Annotated in this window: 15 protein-coding genes; 9 read left to right on the plus strand and 6 right to left on the minus strand. The window is 72.6% G+C overall.

Annotated features, from left to right (window positions below):
- The 3 genes from E1298_RS48625 to mhpA form a co-directional block, all read left to right on the plus strand.
- Window positions 1-896, plus strand: an 896-nt coding sequence (locus tag E1298_RS48625; RefSeq protein ID WP_165975791.1) for an acyltransferase domain-containing protein, incomplete at its 5' end; no start/stop codon positions are given.
- 49 nt (window positions 897-945) lie between these two features.
- Window positions 946-1,686, plus strand: coding sequence for an arylamine N-acetyltransferase family protein (locus E1298_RS32740; RefSeq protein ID WP_207944975.1), 741 nt, complete (start codon window positions 946-948; stop codon window positions 1,684-1,686).
- The gene (mhpA, locus tag E1298_RS32745) at window positions 1,676-3,295 is read left to right on the plus strand and encodes a bifunctional 3-(3-hydroxy-phenyl)propionate/3-hydroxycinnamic acid hydroxylase MhpA (RefSeq protein WP_131900194.1); all 1,620 of its coding nucleotides are present in this window, start codon (window positions 1,676-1,678) and stop codon (window positions 3,293-3,295) included. Before E1298_RS32740 ends, mhpA begins: the two co-directional genes overlap by 11 nt.
- A gap of 22 nt (window positions 3,296-3,317) precedes the next feature.
- On the opposite strand, the gene E1298_RS32750 is transcribed toward mhpA, so the two are convergent.
- From E1298_RS32750 to wrbA, 4 genes are read right to left on the minus strand one after another with little or no spacing between them, the layout of a single operon-like run.
- Window positions 3,318-4,622: a methyltransferase gene (locus tag E1298_RS32750; protein ID WP_207944976.1), complete on the minus strand. Its 1,305-nt coding sequence runs from the start codon at window positions 4,620-4,622 to the stop codon at window positions 3,318-3,320.
- Window positions 4,623-4,656: 34 nt separating this feature from the next.
- Window positions 4,657-5,268, minus strand: a complete 612-nt coding sequence (locus E1298_RS32755; protein WP_131900214.1) for a TetR/AcrR family transcriptional regulator — start codon at window positions 5,266-5,268, stop codon at window positions 4,657-4,659.
- Between the two features lie 42 nt (window positions 5,269-5,310).
- On the minus strand, window positions 5,311-5,691 hold the full coding sequence (locus tag E1298_RS32760) for a lipocalin-like domain-containing protein (protein WP_131900196.1): 381 nt from the start codon (window positions 5,689-5,691) through the stop codon (window positions 5,311-5,313).
- Complete coding sequence (gene wrbA / locus E1298_RS32765) at window positions 5,692-6,306, minus strand: NAD(P)H:quinone oxidoreductase (RefSeq protein ID WP_131900198.1); 615 nt, start codon at window positions 6,304-6,306, stop codon at window positions 5,692-5,694. It lies immediately after the preceding gene.
- Between the two features lie 134 nt (window positions 6,307-6,440).
- Between wrbA and E1298_RS32770 the strand changes: the two genes are divergently transcribed.
- Complete coding sequence (locus tag E1298_RS32770; RefSeq protein WP_131900200.1) at window positions 6,441-7,346, plus strand: hypothetical protein; 906 nt, start codon at window positions 6,441-6,443, stop codon at window positions 7,344-7,346.
- Window positions 7,347-7,402: 56 nt separating this feature from the next.
- Here E1298_RS32770 and E1298_RS32775 read toward each other — a convergent pair whose 3' ends face one another.
- Window positions 7,403-8,389, minus strand: a complete 987-nt coding sequence (locus E1298_RS32775) for a sulfotransferase family protein (RefSeq protein WP_131900202.1) — start codon at window positions 8,387-8,389, stop codon at window positions 7,403-7,405.
- A gap of 220 nt (window positions 8,390-8,609) precedes the next feature.
- Between E1298_RS32775 and E1298_RS32780 the strand changes: the two genes are divergently transcribed.
- Together E1298_RS32780 and E1298_RS32785 are read left to right on the plus strand one after the other, a co-directional pair.
- Window positions 8,610-9,179, plus strand: coding sequence for a TerD family protein (locus E1298_RS32780; RefSeq protein WP_131900204.1), 570 nt, complete (start codon window positions 8,610-8,612; stop codon window positions 9,177-9,179).
- Between the two features lie 6 nt (window positions 9,180-9,185).
- Window positions 9,186-10,868: a TerD family protein gene (locus tag E1298_RS32785; RefSeq protein WP_131900206.1), complete on the plus strand. Its 1,683-nt coding sequence runs from the start codon at window positions 9,186-9,188 to the stop codon at window positions 10,866-10,868.
- A gap of 11 nt (window positions 10,869-10,879) precedes the next feature.
- Here E1298_RS32785 and E1298_RS32790 read toward each other — a convergent pair whose 3' ends face one another.
- Window positions 10,880-11,746 carry an alpha/beta fold hydrolase gene (locus tag E1298_RS32790; protein WP_131900208.1) on the minus strand — a complete coding sequence of 289 codons (867 nt, stop codon included), beginning with the start codon at window positions 11,744-11,746 and terminating at the stop codon, window positions 10,880-10,882.
- Between the two features lie 232 nt (window positions 11,747-11,978).
- On the opposite strand from E1298_RS32790, the gene E1298_RS32795 reads away from it, so the two are divergent.
- The 3 genes from E1298_RS32795 to E1298_RS32805 all read left to right on the plus strand — a co-directional run.
- A complete protein-coding gene (locus tag E1298_RS32795) occupies window positions 11,979-12,845 on the plus strand; it encodes a helix-turn-helix domain-containing protein (protein ID WP_243725952.1) in 867 nt (288 codons plus the stop codon).
- Window positions 12,846-12,984: 139 nt separating this feature from the next.
- A complete protein-coding gene (locus E1298_RS32800) occupies window positions 12,985-13,803 on the plus strand; it encodes an SAM-dependent methyltransferase (RefSeq protein WP_207944977.1) in 819 nt (272 codons plus the stop codon).
- A gap of 72 nt (window positions 13,804-13,875) precedes the next feature.
- On the plus strand, window positions 13,876-14,549 hold a 674-nt coding region (locus E1298_RS32805; RefSeq protein WP_207944978.1), incomplete at its 3' end, for an SAM-dependent methyltransferase.

The following is a 14,549-nucleotide window of genomic DNA, read 5'->3' on the forward strand; positions in this document are numbered from 1 at the left end:
GGGTGCCGGAGGCGTTGGACGAGGTGGTGGCGGGGTGCGAGGCCGACGGGGTCCGCGTCCGCCGGATCGCCGTGGACTACGCCTCACATTCCGCGCAAGTGGAGTCCATCCACGACCAGCTCCTGGAGGCCCTGGCCGAGGTGCGGCCCCGGCCCCCGAAGGTGCCGTTCTTCTCCACGGGCGACGGGAGGTGGGTGCACGACGACTCCCTTGACGCCGGGTACTGGTACCGGAATCTGCGGCAGCCGGTGCGGTTCGGGGCGGCGGTGGAGGCGCTGGCCGAGCAGGGCCACCGGGTCTTCGTGGAGTCCAGTTCGCATCCGGTCCTGACCAGCAGCATCGAAGAGGTTCTAGACACGACCGGGGGTGTCGTGGCCGGGACGCTGCGCCGCGACGACGGCGACCTGGACCGGGTATACGCCTCGGCCGCACAACTGTGGACCGCCGGAGTCCCCATCGACTGGACGGGCGCATTCCACGGCACCACACCGCGCCGCATCCCGCTCCCCACCTACGCCTTTCAGCATCAGCGCTTCTGGCCGACGACGACCCTGCCCCGCGCCGGAACCGAGACGCCGGTGACCGAACGGCCGCCGACCGAGAAGCCGCTCGCCGAGCGGCTGGCGGACCGTCCCGAGGAAGACCGGCTCGCCGCGCTCCTCGACCTCGTCCGGGACGAGGCCGCCGCCGCGCTGGGCGAGACCGAACCGTCGCTGACTCCCGACGCGGCGTTCTTCGAGGCGGGGTTCAACTCCTTGCGAGCGACCGAGCTGCGCAACCGGCTCTCCGGCCGGACGGGCCTGAAGCTGCCCGCGACTCTCGTCTTCGACTTCGTCACACCCCAGATGCTCGCCGAGCATCTGCTGGACCAGCTGACCACGGAGAGTACGGCCTGACATGTTCAACGCGGAATCGTATCTGTCCGGGATCGGATACCCCGGCCCCGTGGACCGCACCCCCCGGGCCCTGCGGGAACTGCACCGGCGCCACATGGAACGCGTCCCGTACGACAACTCGGTGTGGGTGGGGCGCGGCGAGTCGGGGCTCATCGCCGCCGACATCGACCTCGACGCGGTGTTCGGCGCGGCGGTCCTCGGCGGGCGCGGCGGCAACTGCCTGGAGCTGAGCGGCTCCTTCCACCGGCTGCTCGGCGCGCTCGGGTTCGAGCCCGAGATCTATTCGGCGGCGCTGTGGGAGCCAGACGGCCGGTTCAGCGACGCCGAGGCGCACCTTCTGCTCGGCGTCCGGCTCCTGGGCGAGCTGTGGCTGGTGGACGTGGGGTTCGCCGGGCCCGGCTTCATCGAGCCGCTGCGCGTGACGGGCGGCGTCCAGGAGCAGCACGGCTGCCGCTACCGGGTCACCGGGGACGGCGACCGGCTCGTGGTCGAGCGCAAGGCGCGGGACGGCGACTGGCACGCCCTCTACCGGCTGACGCCGCGCCCGCGCGCGTTCGCCGACTGGAACGATGGGCCCGCCGGCATGGGCCGCCGCGCCGCCACGGGCGAGCTGGTCGCGGCGGCCACGGTCATGCGGGCCCGCGCCACCGGACGCGGGCAGTCGGTCCTCATCGGCCGGATCCTCACGACCGTGGACGACGGCGTCCAGCAGACCCGCGTCCTGGTGGACCCGGCCGAGTTCCAGGCCGCGACGGACCGCATCCTGGGAGTGCCCGCCGGTGACCACTGAACTCCAAGCCGATGTCGCGATCGTCGGGCACGGCCCGATCGGGCAGACGCTCGCCGCCCTCCTCGCCCAGCGCGGCCGGAGCGTCGTCGTGGTCGAACGCTGGGAACGCCCGTACGCCCTGCCGCGCGCGGTGGCCTACGACGGCGAGTCGGCGCGCATCCTCGCCTCGGCCGGGATCGACCCGTCGCTCGGCGAGCACGGGCGGCCCCTCGGCGACTACGTGTGGCGCAACCGCGCGGGCGAGGACCTGCTGAACTTCACGGGCCTGGACCGCATCAGCCCCCAGGGCTGGCCGATGGTGACGTCCATGTACCAGCCCGGCCTGGAGGACGCGCTGATCGCGCGGGGCGCGGAGCTGCCGGGGCTGCGCGTGCTCCGGGGCTACGAGGCGACGGAGATCGCCGACCGAGGGGGCTCGGTGCGGTTGATCGCCGAGCCCAGGGGCCACGGCCAGGGCTCCGGCGGCCACGGCCGGGGCCCGCTGCGGGTCGAGGCGGACTGGCTGGTGGGCTGCGACGGGGCCAACAGCTTCGTGCGTTCGGCGATGGGCACCCGGTTCACCGAGCTGGGCTTCAGCTACGACTGGCTGATCTGCGACATCACGCCCACGACGCCGCGCGACTACGTCCCCGACAACCTGCAGATCTGCGATCCGGCCCGTCCTCGCACCTCGGTCGCGGCGGGTCCCGGGCACCGCCGATGGGAGTTCATGCGGGTCGGCGGCGAGACGGCGGCGGACCTCGACAGCCCCGAGGCGGCGTGGAAACTGCTCGCCCAGGAGGGCGAGACCCCGGAGAACGCGACGCTCGACCGGCACGCCGTCTACACGTTCAAGGCGGGCCACGCCGCCGAGTGGCGGAAGGGGCGGCTGCTGCTGGCCGGGGACGCCGCCCACCTCATGCCGCCGTTCGCGGGGCAGGGGATGTGCTCGGGGTTCCGGGACGCCGCGAACCTGGCGTGGAAGCTGGACCTGGTCCTCGCGGGCCTGGCGGACGACGACGTGCTGGACACCTACACCGAGGAGCGCCGCGAACACGTCCAGCACGCGATCCTCCGCTCGGTGGAGCTCGGCCGCGTCATCTGCGAGCCGGACCCGGGCATCGCCGCCCGGCGCGACGCGGAGATGACCGCCGAGCTGCGGGCGGCGGGCGGGTCGCAGCAGGCGGTGCTGGAGGTCCAGGCGCTGTCCGGCGGGCTGCTGCACGCCACCGGAGGAGACCTGGCGCCGAACGGCACCGTAGGCGCACACGGCACGACGGGCCGGTTCGACGAGATCGTCGGAACGGGTTTCGCGCTGATCTCCGCCGATCCCGTCGCGGAGCTGCTCGACGAGGGCCGCCGCGCGTTCCTGGAGAAGCTCGGCGCGCACGTCGTCCATGCCGTCCCCGCAGGCGCGCGGCCGGGCGCACGGGCGGCCGCGCGCCCGGCCGCCGCCGACGAAGTGATCGACGTGGCCGGCGCGTACACGGCCTACCTGGCCGGACGGTCCGCGCGGGCGATGCTCGTCCGGCCCGATTTCGCCGTGTTCGGCACGGCGGCGAGCCCGGAAGGGGCCGCGGCGCTGATCGACGACCTGAGCGCCCGGCTCGCCCCGCGCCGGGCTACGTGACGCCCGGCTGTGTGACGGCGTGTTACTTGACGGCGGTGACGAGCCGGTCGAACCCCGACAGGGGCCGGACCCGGCAGTCGCGGAACCCGGCCTTGCCGAGCCACCCGAAGCACTCCTCGGCGCTGTAGCTCGGACCGCCCCGCTGGTCGACCAGCATGTGCAGGCTGACCAGCAGCCCGGCGGCGCTCTCCGCCCCCCGCGTCCCCTCGACCAGCGTGTCCACGATGAGGATCGTGCCGCCCTCGGGCAGCGCCTGGTACGCCTTGGCCAGCAGCATGTGCCGGGAATCGTCGTCCCAGTCGATCAGGATGTGCGCGAACAGCAGGGCGTCGGCGCGGGGGAGCGGCGCGGCCCGGAAGTCCCCGGCGACGAAGCGCGTCCGGTCCTCCAGCGCGTGCCGCGCGACGGTCCTGTGGAAGCCGGGCGCGCCCGCCGGCAGGTCGAACCCGATCCCGCGCAGGTGCGGATGCGCGCTGAGCAGCCGGGCGAGCAGCGACCCGTCCGCGCATCCGATGTCGGCGACCGTGCCGACCCGCTCCCACTCGAAGCCCCCGGCTATCGCGGCCCGGAGCGCGGTGGAGGCCGCGAACATCGCCCGCTGGAAGCGCTCCGCGAGCTCGGGGTCCGCCTGGATCGCGTCATAGGGGAACACGCCCCCGTACGACTGCGACCTTCCGGTGCGCAACGCGTCGGCGAGCTTCCCCCACGACCAGTACCAGTGGCTCCCGATGAACTCCAGCAGCCCGCCCAGATAGGAGTCCGCCTCGGTGTCGCTGAGATGGGCGGTGGTCAGGGGCGTGTTGGCGTAGAGCCCGTCCCGCCGTTCGAGGAGCCCGAGGGCGGCGAGCACGTCGAAGAAGTCCCGCGCGCCCCGCTGGTGCAGCCCCAGGCGCCGCCGGAGCCGCTCGCCGTCCAGCGGGCCGTGCCGGAGCGCCGTGAACACGCCGGTCTCGACGGCCGCGTGCAGGACCTGCGCGCTCATGAAGCCGGTGGCCATCTCCCGCAGCCCGCCGTCGTCGTCGCCCGCGGCCAATGCCTGAAGACGGGCGCTGTCGTGCACGTCGGCCACGTCCACGGCCTTCCCGCCGGCGAACCGCCACGTGTGGACGAACGGCACCGCCTCCCCGCCCACCCGGTAGTCGCCGAGCACGACGACCCGCTCGCCGGGCGCCGCAACGAACTCCCGCGCCTCCGGCCGGACGTTCTCCGGGAGCGGACGCAGCGAGACGGGCGGAACGCCGTCCGCGAACACCTGTGACGCGGCGCCGGGGTCGCCGCGGCCGGACGCGGAGTAGAAGCTGCGAAGGAGTTCCTCGTTCGTCGCCATGGCCGCCCTTCGGGTGCGGTGCTCCGCGCCCGCCTCAGGGACGGGCGCGGATCAGTTCGAGAAGGCCGTCGAGACCCGACTTGATCTCGTCGACCGAGAGTCCTTGATGCCGGCGCTGGTAGATGATCAGGCTCGGGGTGAGCGGGGCGAGCAGGGCCTCGGCCAGATAGCGGACGTCCGCCTCCGGCACGATCTCGCTGAGCAGCGTGACCAGGTGGAGCCGGCGGATCGCGTGGTTGCCCGAGCCGTACCGGACCTCCGGCGCGGCGCCCTCGGTGACCAGCCGCAGGTCCGGGTGCTCCTCCACCTGGTCGACGATGGCGTGCAGGAACGCGCGGATCCGCTCCGCCGGGGGAGCGCCCGGCCCGAGCGGCGGCGGGCCCTGGATGAACGCCTCCTGGAAACGCCGCTCGCTGCTGTCCAGCAGCGCGAGCAGCAGCCCGGCGCGGTCGCCGAACCGCCGGTAGACCGTTCCGACGCCGACCTGGGCCACCTGGGCGACCTCGTCCAGGGACAGCTTCTCGGCGCCGCGCTGGGCGACCAGCTCGGCGGTGGCCCGCAGGATCTTGCGCCGGCTCCGGGCGGCGTCTGCGCGCTCGGACGGCCCCTGCCCGACGACCGGCAGGGTCCCGGTGATGTATCGCATGGTCACGCCGCATCTCCTCCGCCCGTCCGCCGGGATCGGAGTCTAACCGGGGCCCAGATCGCCCACCGGAAGCCGCCGCCAGGCGAGCCGGGCCCGGAACGTGCCGTCCCGCCGGCCGAGGACGAGCAGCCCCCGGACCATCTCGGCGCTCCGGACCTGGTCCCCTCCGACCCACGAGGGATCGGAGGAGACCGCCACCCGGTGCACGATCCGGCCGTCCTCCAGCCGCCAGCCTCCGCTGTAGCCGATGTAGCCGGGCTCGGAGTCGCCCCGCATGAGGTGGACCGACATGTAGCCGTCCGCCCCGTAGTAGAGCCTTCCGCGCGCGGCCGGGCCGAGCGGCCCGTCCTGGGGCCGTCCGTCCTCGTCGAACTCGGCCATCGAGACGAGCTCCCACTGCCCGACCAGGTCGGCAGCGTCCATCTAGTTGCGCTGGCCGGCCAGGAGCTGGCCGGTGATGGTCGTCAGGTACTGGCCCTGGAACCGCGCCGCCGCCAGCGCCTTCTCGTCCGGGATCTCCCCGCCGACCTTCGTCGGGTGCGACACCCCGTACGGGTTGCCGTAGGCGTCCGGGACGCTCGCGTCGTTGTAGCCCGGCGGCACCAGCACCGACCCCCAGTGGAACGCCTGGAGGTACAGCGCGATCAGCGTCGCCTCGCTGCCGCCGTGCAGGTTGATCGTGCTGGTGAAGCCGGTGAAGGGCTTGCTGGTGAACGTCCCGTCCAGCCACAGCTGGCCCGTCGTGTCGAGGAACTGCTTGAGCTGCGCCGCCACGTTCCCGAACCGGGTCGGCGTGCCGAACGCGTACCCGTCCGCCCAGCGCAGATCGTCGTGGTCGGCGATCGGGATGTTCCCGGTCTGCTCCACATGCGCCCGCCACGCGGGGTTGGAGTCGATCGCCGAGTCGTCCGCCAGCTCCGACACCCGCCGGACCCGCACTTCCGCTCCGGCCTTCTCGGCCCCCTCAGCGAGCGCGCCGGCCAGCGCGTGCACGCTCCCGGTCGAGGAGTAGTAGATCACCGCGATCTTCGGGGACATGCCCACCTCACCTTCCCACCGGTCCCGGCCCGTCGCCGGCACCCTCGAATACCGGGAAGCCTAGACGGAGATTCCTCCGTCTGCAAGATGTAAATGGAGATTCCTCCGTGTAGCGAGTACTCTATTATTTCGACATGAAAACAAGGGAATCTGAGTTCCATGCGCTGCTCCCCCGTCCGGAACGGTCGACGGTCGTCGTGGGACCGCCGGGCGACGGCGAGGGGTACTGGGCGGGGGCGCCCAGCGCGGTCGAGAGCGATGGGCGCATCTACCTCGCCTACCGGCTGCGCCGGCCGATCGGGGAAGGGCGCGGCTACGCGATCGTGGTCGCCTGCTCGGACGACGGCCGCCGCTTCGAGACGCTCGTGACGATCGGCAAGGACGAGATGGACGCCGAGTCGCTGGAGCGGCCCGCCCTCGTCCGCACCCGGGAGGGAAGGTGGCGGCTGTACCTGAGCTGCGCCACGGCGGGCACCAAGCACTGGCGCGTGGAGGTGCTCGAAGCCGGCGACCCCGCCGGGTTCAGCGCGCGCGACAGGCGGGTGGTCCTTCCCGGGGACGCCCGGACGGGGGTGAAGGACCCGGTGATCGTCGAGCGCGACGGCCTCTGGCACCTGTGGGCCTCCTGTCATCCGCTGGACGAGCCCGACCAGGCCGACCAGATGGTCACCGAGTACGCCACCAGCGCCGACGGGCTGGAGTGGACCTGGCGCGGCCCGGCTCTCGGGCGGCGGGCCGGCGCGTGGGACTCGCGGGGCGTCCGGGTCAGCGCGGTGCGCTTCACGTCCGGGACGGTCGTCGCCGCCTACGACGGGCGGGCCAGCGCGCTGGAGAACTGCGAGGAGCGCACCGGCATCGCCACCGGCGGCGACCCCGGCGCACTGGCGGCGGTCGGATCGGCGCCGTGGGCCGAGTCCCCGCACCGTGGCGGGGGGCTGCGCTACCTGGACATCCTGCGCACCTCCGATGGCCGCCACCGCCTGTTCTACGAGCTGACCCGTCCGGACGGAGCGCACGAGCTCAGGGCCGAGCTGCGCTGAACTCCACGGCGTCAACGGCGGCGACAGGGCCAACAGCGACAACGGCGCCGACAGGGTCAACGGCGGCGCCGGCCGTTGCGGGCCTGGCCCTGCCCGGGCGGCCTGGCGCCCACCAGGCCGCCGGAGCTGTCGCGCGGCTCCAGCCAGTCCTCGAAGACCTCCCCGGTGGCCTTCTCCAGCCGCCGGATGTCGGAGGCGAAGTACGGGATGAGGGCCTGGCGCTGCTCCCAGGTCAGCGGCCGCCGCGGCCGGCCGTTGCGCTGGAGGGCGCGTTCGAGTTGCGCGGTGACCCGGATGGCCAGGTCGCCCGGGAGCAGCGATCCGGCGACCACGCCGGTGCGCACCGCCCGCGACAGCACCCGGTGGCGCACCGTGCGATCGGGATGCGCGGTGACGTTCTCCCGCGGCACCTCGGTGACGACGCCCGGCTGGACGCCGAGGAAGGCGCAGATCCGATCGAGGGCCTGCGCGGGCCGCTCCAGCAGATCGCGGTAGCGGAAGACCAGGACCTGCTCCCGGGGGAACAGCGTGTACAGGTGCGTCAGCTGCTCGCCGTACCGTCCCAGCCCGATGTAGTGCCAGAAGTCGGCCCAGCCCGCGTCGATGCGGCACTCTTCCTCCCGGCAGGCGCGGACCACGTCCTCGATGGGCTCCAGCCCCGCCGACCACAGGTGCGTCCAGTTGGAGTGGGCCCGCTCCACCGGGTCGCGCAGGATCGCGATCAGCTTCGCCCCGGGGATCAGCGCCCGGATGCGGCGCTGGGCGGCGCGGTCGTACAGGTAGAACGGCGTCGACTCGCCCCGCAGTGTCCCCGGCGGCGCGTCGTCGAACAGCGCCTCGTAGTCCGCCCGGCGCCAGACGTGCTCGCGGTAGGTCTGCGCGTCTCCGGGGCCGCCCCGCGTCGGGGGCGGCCCGTCGGTGAGGAAGAACTTGGGCTCCTTCACCGGCGACATGTACAGCGCCGGGTGCCGGTCCAACGCCGCGTGCAGGGCCGTGGTCCCGGCCTTCGGAGCACCCATCACCAGAAAGTCCGGCAACGCCATGACCTCACCTCACCGTGCGGCATCCAGGCGTACCAAACTATATCAATATGATTAGTAGGAAATAGGGTGGTCCGGCCGTCGTGCCGCGTCCAGGTGACAACCGGGTGGCCGGGCTGCAAGGCTTTCGTCGCACCTTGCTCGCCTTTGAGGTGATCGGGATGCCGTCGGCGCGGCGCTCTCGGGGAGCGCGCGGCACAGGGGACATGAGGAGGCGACGGTTGTGACCGTCTCGATGACGAAGGGCCAGCGGATCTCGCTGGAGAAGCCCGGCGGGGCGCTGAGCATGGTCCGGATGGGCCTGGGCTGGGACGCGGTGCGGAAGAAGGGCTTCTTCGGCTCCCGGGAGCGGGAGATCGACCTCGACGCCTCCTGCGTGCTCTTCGCCGACGGCCGCCTCGCCGACGTGGTCTTCTTCGGCAAGCTGGTCAGCGACGACGGCTCGGTCAGGCACACCGGGGACAACCTGACCGGCGCGGGCGACGGCGACGACGAGTCGGTGATCGTCGATCTGGCCCGGCTGCCGGTGCACGTCAGCTCGCTGGTGTTCACCGTCAGCTCGTTCAACGGGCAGACCTTCGACGAGGTGGACAACGCCTTCTGCCGCCTGGTCAACGAGACGGACGGCGGCGAGCTGGCCCGGTACACGCTGACCGGCGGAGGCGCCCACACCGCGATGGTGATGGCCCGGCTCTACCGGCACGGCGAGGCATGGAAGATGAACGCGATCGGCGAGCCGTGCCACGGCCGGACCTTCGAGGACATGCTGCCGACGATCGTCGGGCTGGCCTGACCCGCGATGCTCGAACTCTCGCCCGGCGCCAACGGCCCGCTGCCCGCCCGGCGCGTCACCGCCACCGTGTCCTGCGCCGTGCCCGTGGACGTCAGCGCCCTGGTGGTGGGCCCGGACCTGCGCGTGCGCTCCGACGCCGACCTGGTGTTCTTCAACGCCCCCGAGGCGCCCGGCGTCCGCTGGGCCGACGGCGGCGGCCGCCAGCGCGTCGACCTCGACCTCGACGCCGTCCCGGCGGACGCTCAGGCGGTGCTCATCGCGGTCAGCCTGACCGGAGGCGGGGTCGCGTTCGGGACGGTTCCGCCGCCGCAGGTCCAGCTCGCCGCGTCCGGCGGGGACCCGATGGCGCGGTTCACGGTCGCCGGACTGGGCCCGGAGAAGGCGATCATCGGGCTGGAGGTCTACCGCCGGAACGACCGGTGGAAGGTGCGCGCCGTCGGGCAGGGCTACGCGGGCGGGCTGGCCGAGCTGGTCGAGGCGCACGGCGTCGAGGTGGACGACCCGGGCGAGGCGGAGACCGCCATGGGAACCCCGCCCCCCGGCCCGGCCGTTGGGAACCCCGCCCCGCAGACGCCATCGGCACCGCAGATACCGTCCGCACCGCAGGGGGTACCCGCACCGCGGACGCCATCGGCGCGGCAGACGCCGTCCGCACCGCAGGCGCCGTCCTCAGCGGAGGTCGGCTACCTCGAACGGGCCTGGCTGGTCTGGGAGGACGCGAGCCGCTCGCTGGCCGCGTTCCGCTCGTCCACCGACCACGCGCTCAACATCCGCAACGACGAGGTCACCGGACGGGCGCCGCGCGGGCGCTTCGACCAGCTCATGGCGGCCGCCGACCAGCGGCTGCGCGCCGACGCCGCGCAGCTGCGCGACGAGCTGGCCCGGGTGGAGCCGCACGTCACCGCCGAGGCGGCGCCGTTCGACGCGCCCTCCTGGCTGACCTGGCGGCCCCGCGTCGACCTGGCCGAGGGGGTGCTGCTGGGACGGCTGTCCACCCCCGAGTTGCCCGACCTGCGGGTGCCGCTCGTCCTGCGGGTGCCGTGGCGGCGCGCCGTGTGGATCTCGCGGGGCACGGCGCCCGGCGACGCGGCCGCCTACGCCTGGTCGCTGGTGACCCGGTTCCTGGCCGCCGTCCCGCCCGGGCTGGTCGGCCTGGAGGTGATCGACGCGGTGGGGCTGTCGGGCGCCGGCTGGCTGAACAAGCTCGACCCGGCCGGCGGCGCTCGGCTGCTGGGCGGCGGGGTCGCCACCGGCCCGGCCGCGTCCGAGCGGCTCCGGCGGCTCCTCGACCTCGTGGACCTGCGCCGGATCGGCGACCCGGACGGCGACCCGCCCGCCGGTCCGGCCGGCGGCCCGGCGGTGCGGCTGGTGGTGATCATGGACGCGGGCGCCGCCCTCGACGGCGAGGACACGCACCAGCTGCTGCGCCTGGTCGAGGACGGGCCGCTCGTCGGGGTCCCGGTGCTGCTGGTGGAGACCGACACACTGGCCGCCGACTCCGTGCGCGCCGTCCGCGTCCAGCAGTCCTGCAACAACCTCCCGTCCAGCCAGGGCACGATCGGCGACTCGTGGGTGGGCAACGACTGGACGCTCACCCCGGAGGTCCTCCCGGACGGCGGCGACGGCTCGCGCCCCCCGGCCCTGCTCACGCACGTGCTCGCCGCCCACGCACGCGCCCTCGCGCCCTAGCCCTGGGACGGTCAGCCGCCGTCGAGCACCTCGCGCAGCCTGCGCGCGAACGCCTCGGGCTTCCCGGGGTAGCCGTACTCGGGACCGGCGAAGCCGCCGTGGTGGCTCGGGAACACCGTCGCCTCCTGACCGAGCAGTTCGGCCACCGCCACCGCTGTGCGTGCGGTGACGGTGCCCGCGGACTCCTCGCCCACCGCGATCACCACCCGCGTCGGCGCCGCGGTGAGCGCGCCGACGTCGGGCCGGTAGCCGGTGACCGCCCAGGACCGGTCGGAGAGCAGCGGATCGTCACGGGAGCCGTCGTCCTCGGCCGGCAGCCCGAACGCCGCCGGGTCCGGCGCGGGCTGGGCGAAGTAGGCGTCGGTGAACTCGCCCTGCCACGACGTCATCGCGATGAAGGCGGCCATGCCTGCCCCCGACCCCTTGGCCTGGTAGGCGTCCCGGACGCCGGCCTGGGCGCGCTCGGCGGCCCGCGCGTCGGGGAGCAGCGCGAGGAGCGGCGGCTCATGCGCCACCAGGGTCGTCACGTCATCGGGGTACGCGGCCACGAGCGCGAGCGCGGTCACCGCCCCGCCGCTGCTCGCGAACATCTCGACCGGGCCCGCCCCGAGCGCCTCGATGACGGCGTGCACGTCGCCGGCCTGGACTTCGGGTGCATGGTCGATCCGGCCGTCCTTGCGGGTGCTCCGGCCGAGCCCGCGCGGGTCGTAGGTGACCACGGTGCGCTCGGGGAGGTGCGACGCCAGCGTGGCGAAGCCGCCGGCGTCCATCGGCTGGCCGACCATGACCAGCGGCGCCAGTCCGCCGTCCGCCGGCAGCGGCCCGCGAACGTCGTAGACGAGGTCGGCCCCGGGAATCTCCAGTGTCTGCGTAGTCATGCCGGTACCGACCACCCTCAGGACAAGAACTCATCGGTCTTGTGCTCCATCCCTGGAACGTCGGCTTCTCTCCGCTGACAAACCGGCCGTCGGTGGCGAAGATGACCGCTTGCGCGGCGCGTCGGTATTAGTGTGGACATCACAGTCTGCAGTCGAGGCGCACCGTTCAGTGTGTGCGGGAGCGGTAGTGAAAGCACTTCAACCGGATGGCGTGCCGGAGCCGAGACCCCGTGTGCACGATCCGGCCCACAGCGGTCCCACGGTGCTGCGCATCCTGCTCGGCGGCCAGCTCCGGCGGCTGCGCGAGACCAAGGGGATCTCGCCCAAGGACGCCGGGGAGGCCATCCGCGCCTCACCCTCCAAGATCAGCCGGCTGGAGCTCGGACGGGTCGGGTTCAAGAAGCGCGACGTCGCCGACCTGCTCACCCTGTACGGCGTGGTCGCGGCGGAGGAGCGCGAGCCCCTGCTGGACCTGGCCGAGCGGGCGAACCGGCCGGGCTGGTGGCAGCGCTACAACGACATCCTGCCGCCGTGGTTCGAGGTCTACATCGGGCTGGAGGAGGCGGCGTCCGCGCTGCGCGTCCACGAGACGCGATTCGTCCCGGAGCTGCTGCAGACCGAGGACTATGCCCGCGCCGCGCTCGAACTCGGCCACCCCCTGGCGTCCGCGACCGAGATCGAGCGCCGGGTGAAGGTGCTGACGCGGCGGCAGCGGATCCTGCGCCGCCCGGAACCGCCGCAGCTGTGGGTGCTGGTGGACGAGGCGGCGCTGCGCCATCCCATCGGCGACCGGGAGATCATGCGGGCCCAGATCGCCGCCCTGATCGACGCGGTCGGCTCGAAGGGGGTCACGCTCCAGATCGTCCCGCCGTCGCGAAGCGCGGTGACGGCGATGGGCGGGGCGTTCTCGCTGCTGCGGTTCGCCGAGCCGAGCCTGCCGGACGTGGTGTACATCGAGCAGCTGACCAGCGCGCTGTACCTGGACAAGACCACCGACCTGCTGGTCTACAAGCGGCACTTGGACCGGCAGTCGGTCAATGCGTCCCCGCCGGGGGCCACTAAGGAGTTGCTGACGGCCATGCTCGACGGGCTGCGCTAAGCGGGAGCCATTGTCGGCTTTCGCCGCGATGGCCGTCCTCATTGCAGTTTCCTCACAGCGCGGACAGAATTAGCTGCTTGGACACCGTCAGGGAAGCGTGGACCCTCGAACCGCCGAAACCCTTGTGGGAGGCGAAGCCGTGACCGGCGACGCGTACGCCCCCGGCCAGGAGCCGGAGATCCCGATCGACACCAGCGTGGCGCACCCAGCACGGGTGTGGGATTACTGGCTCGGCGGGAAGGACCATTATCCCGCCGACTGCGAGGTGGGCGACCAGCTGGGGGAGACCATCCCCGAGGTGGTGCTGTGGGCGCGCGCCGACCGCGAGTTCCTCGGCCGCGTGGTCCGCCATGTGATCACCGAGGCGGGCGTCCGGCAGTTCCTCGACATCGGCACCGGCATCCCCACCAACGACAACACCCACCAGGTCGCGCAGCGGCTCGCCCCCGAGAGCCGGGTCGTCTACGTCGACAACGACCCCATCGTGCTGGCGCACGCGCGGGCCCTGCTCACCAGTTCGCCCGAGGGCGCCACCGACTACATCGACGCCGACCTCCACGACCCCCAGACGATCCTGGACGGGGCGTCCCGCACGCTGGAGTTCTCCAAGCCGGTGCTGATCACGCTGCTGGGCATTCTGGAGTTCAGCATCACCGACGAGGCGTACACGGTCGTGAACCGCCTCCTGGAACCGTTCCCCTCCGGCTCCCACCTGGCGATCGCCTGCCCCAGCAACGAGACCAACACCGAGGCGATGGACGAGGTCGCCCGGAAGTGGAACGACAGCGGCGCCACCCCGATCGTCATGCGCAGCGCCGCGGGCCTGGAGCGCTTCTTCGAACGCCTGGAGCTGCTGGAGCCGGGGCTGGTGCCGCTGCCCAAGTGGCGCCCCGACGCCGGCACCCTCTACGCCGACCGGGACATGGACTTCTACTGCGCGGTCGGCCGCAAACCCTAACGGACATGCATGAGGAAACCCGGCAGAGGGCCGAAAACGAACATTTCGATCATTCCGGGCTAGTCTGTGCTCATGGTCGCCGAGGAGGAGATGGGCGTCCCTCCGGGGATCGACGTCCGTACTCCGCATATTGCACGGATTTATGATTACTGGCTGGGCGGCAAGGACAACTTCGCGGTTGATCGTGTCGCGGCCGAGCGGGTGATGGCGGCGACGCCGACGGTCAAGCCGGGGGTGGCGGCGAACCGGGCGTTCCTGCAGCGCGCGGTGCGGTTCATGGTGGGGGAGGGCGTCACCCAGTTCTTGGACATCGGTACCGGTATTCCCACTTCTGGAAACACGCATCTGGTCGCGCAGCAGGCGAGCCCGCAGAGCCGGGTGGTGTATGTCGACAACGACCCGACCGTGTTGTCGCATGCCCGGGCATTGCTGGCTGGTGTCAGTGCGCCGACCGCTTTCCTCGATGCGGACCTTCGTGATACCGGCCGTATCTTGGAGGAGGCCGCTGACCTGCTGGATTTCCGGCGGCCGGTGGGTCTGCTGCTGATCGCGGTCTTGCATTGCGTGCCGGACGGTGAGGACCCGCGGCGGATCGTCGGGGAGTTGCTGGACGCTTTGGCGCCGGGCAGTTTCCTGGCCATCACCCATCCGGGCATCGACCAGTTGCCCGAGCAGATGGCGGCCGCCGAGAAGGCTCTCACCGATGCGATGGGCTTCCGGGTGACCTTCCGGACGCACGAGGGCGT

Origin of the sequence: Actinomadura rubrisoli (assembly GCF_004349215.1) — a bacterium.
In the GTDB taxonomy this organism is placed as follows: domain Bacteria; phylum Actinomycetota; class Actinomycetes; order Streptosporangiales; family Streptosporangiaceae; genus Spirillospora; species Spirillospora rubrisoli.

What these genes read in the sequence shown, in the direction of transcription:
- E1298_RS32760 (WP_131900196.1), bottom strand. Translation starts at nt 5,691, where the DNA reads ATGGACGCTGCCGACCTGGTCGGGCAGTGGGAGCTCGTCTCGATGGCC.
- E1298_RS32770 (WP_131900200.1), top strand. Translation starts at nt 6,441, where the DNA reads ATGAAAACAAGGGAATCTGAGTTCCATGCGCTGCTCCCCCGTCCGGAA.
- wrbA (WP_131900198.1), bottom strand. Translation starts at nt 6,306, where the DNA reads ATGTCCCCGAAGATCGCGGTGATCTACTACTCCTCGACCGGGAGCGTG.
- E1298_RS32790 (WP_131900208.1), bottom strand. Translation starts at nt 11,746, where the DNA reads ATGACTACGCAGACACTGGAGATTCCCGGGGCCGACCTCGTCTACGAC.
- E1298_RS32785 (WP_131900206.1), top strand. Translation starts at nt 9,186, where the DNA reads ATGCTCGAACTCTCGCCCGGCGCCAACGGCCCGCTGCCCGCCCGGCGC.
- E1298_RS32755 (WP_131900214.1), bottom strand. Translation starts at nt 5,268, where the DNA reads ATGCGATACATCACCGGGACCCTGCCGGTCGTCGGGCAGGGGCCGTCC.
- E1298_RS32775 (WP_131900202.1), bottom strand. Translation starts at nt 8,389, where the DNA reads ATGGCGTTGCCGGACTTTCTGGTGATGGGTGCTCCGAAGGCCGGGACC.
- E1298_RS32750 (WP_207944976.1), bottom strand. Translation starts at nt 4,622, where the DNA reads ATGGCGACGAACGAGGAACTCCTTCGCAGCTTCTACTCCGCGTCCGGC.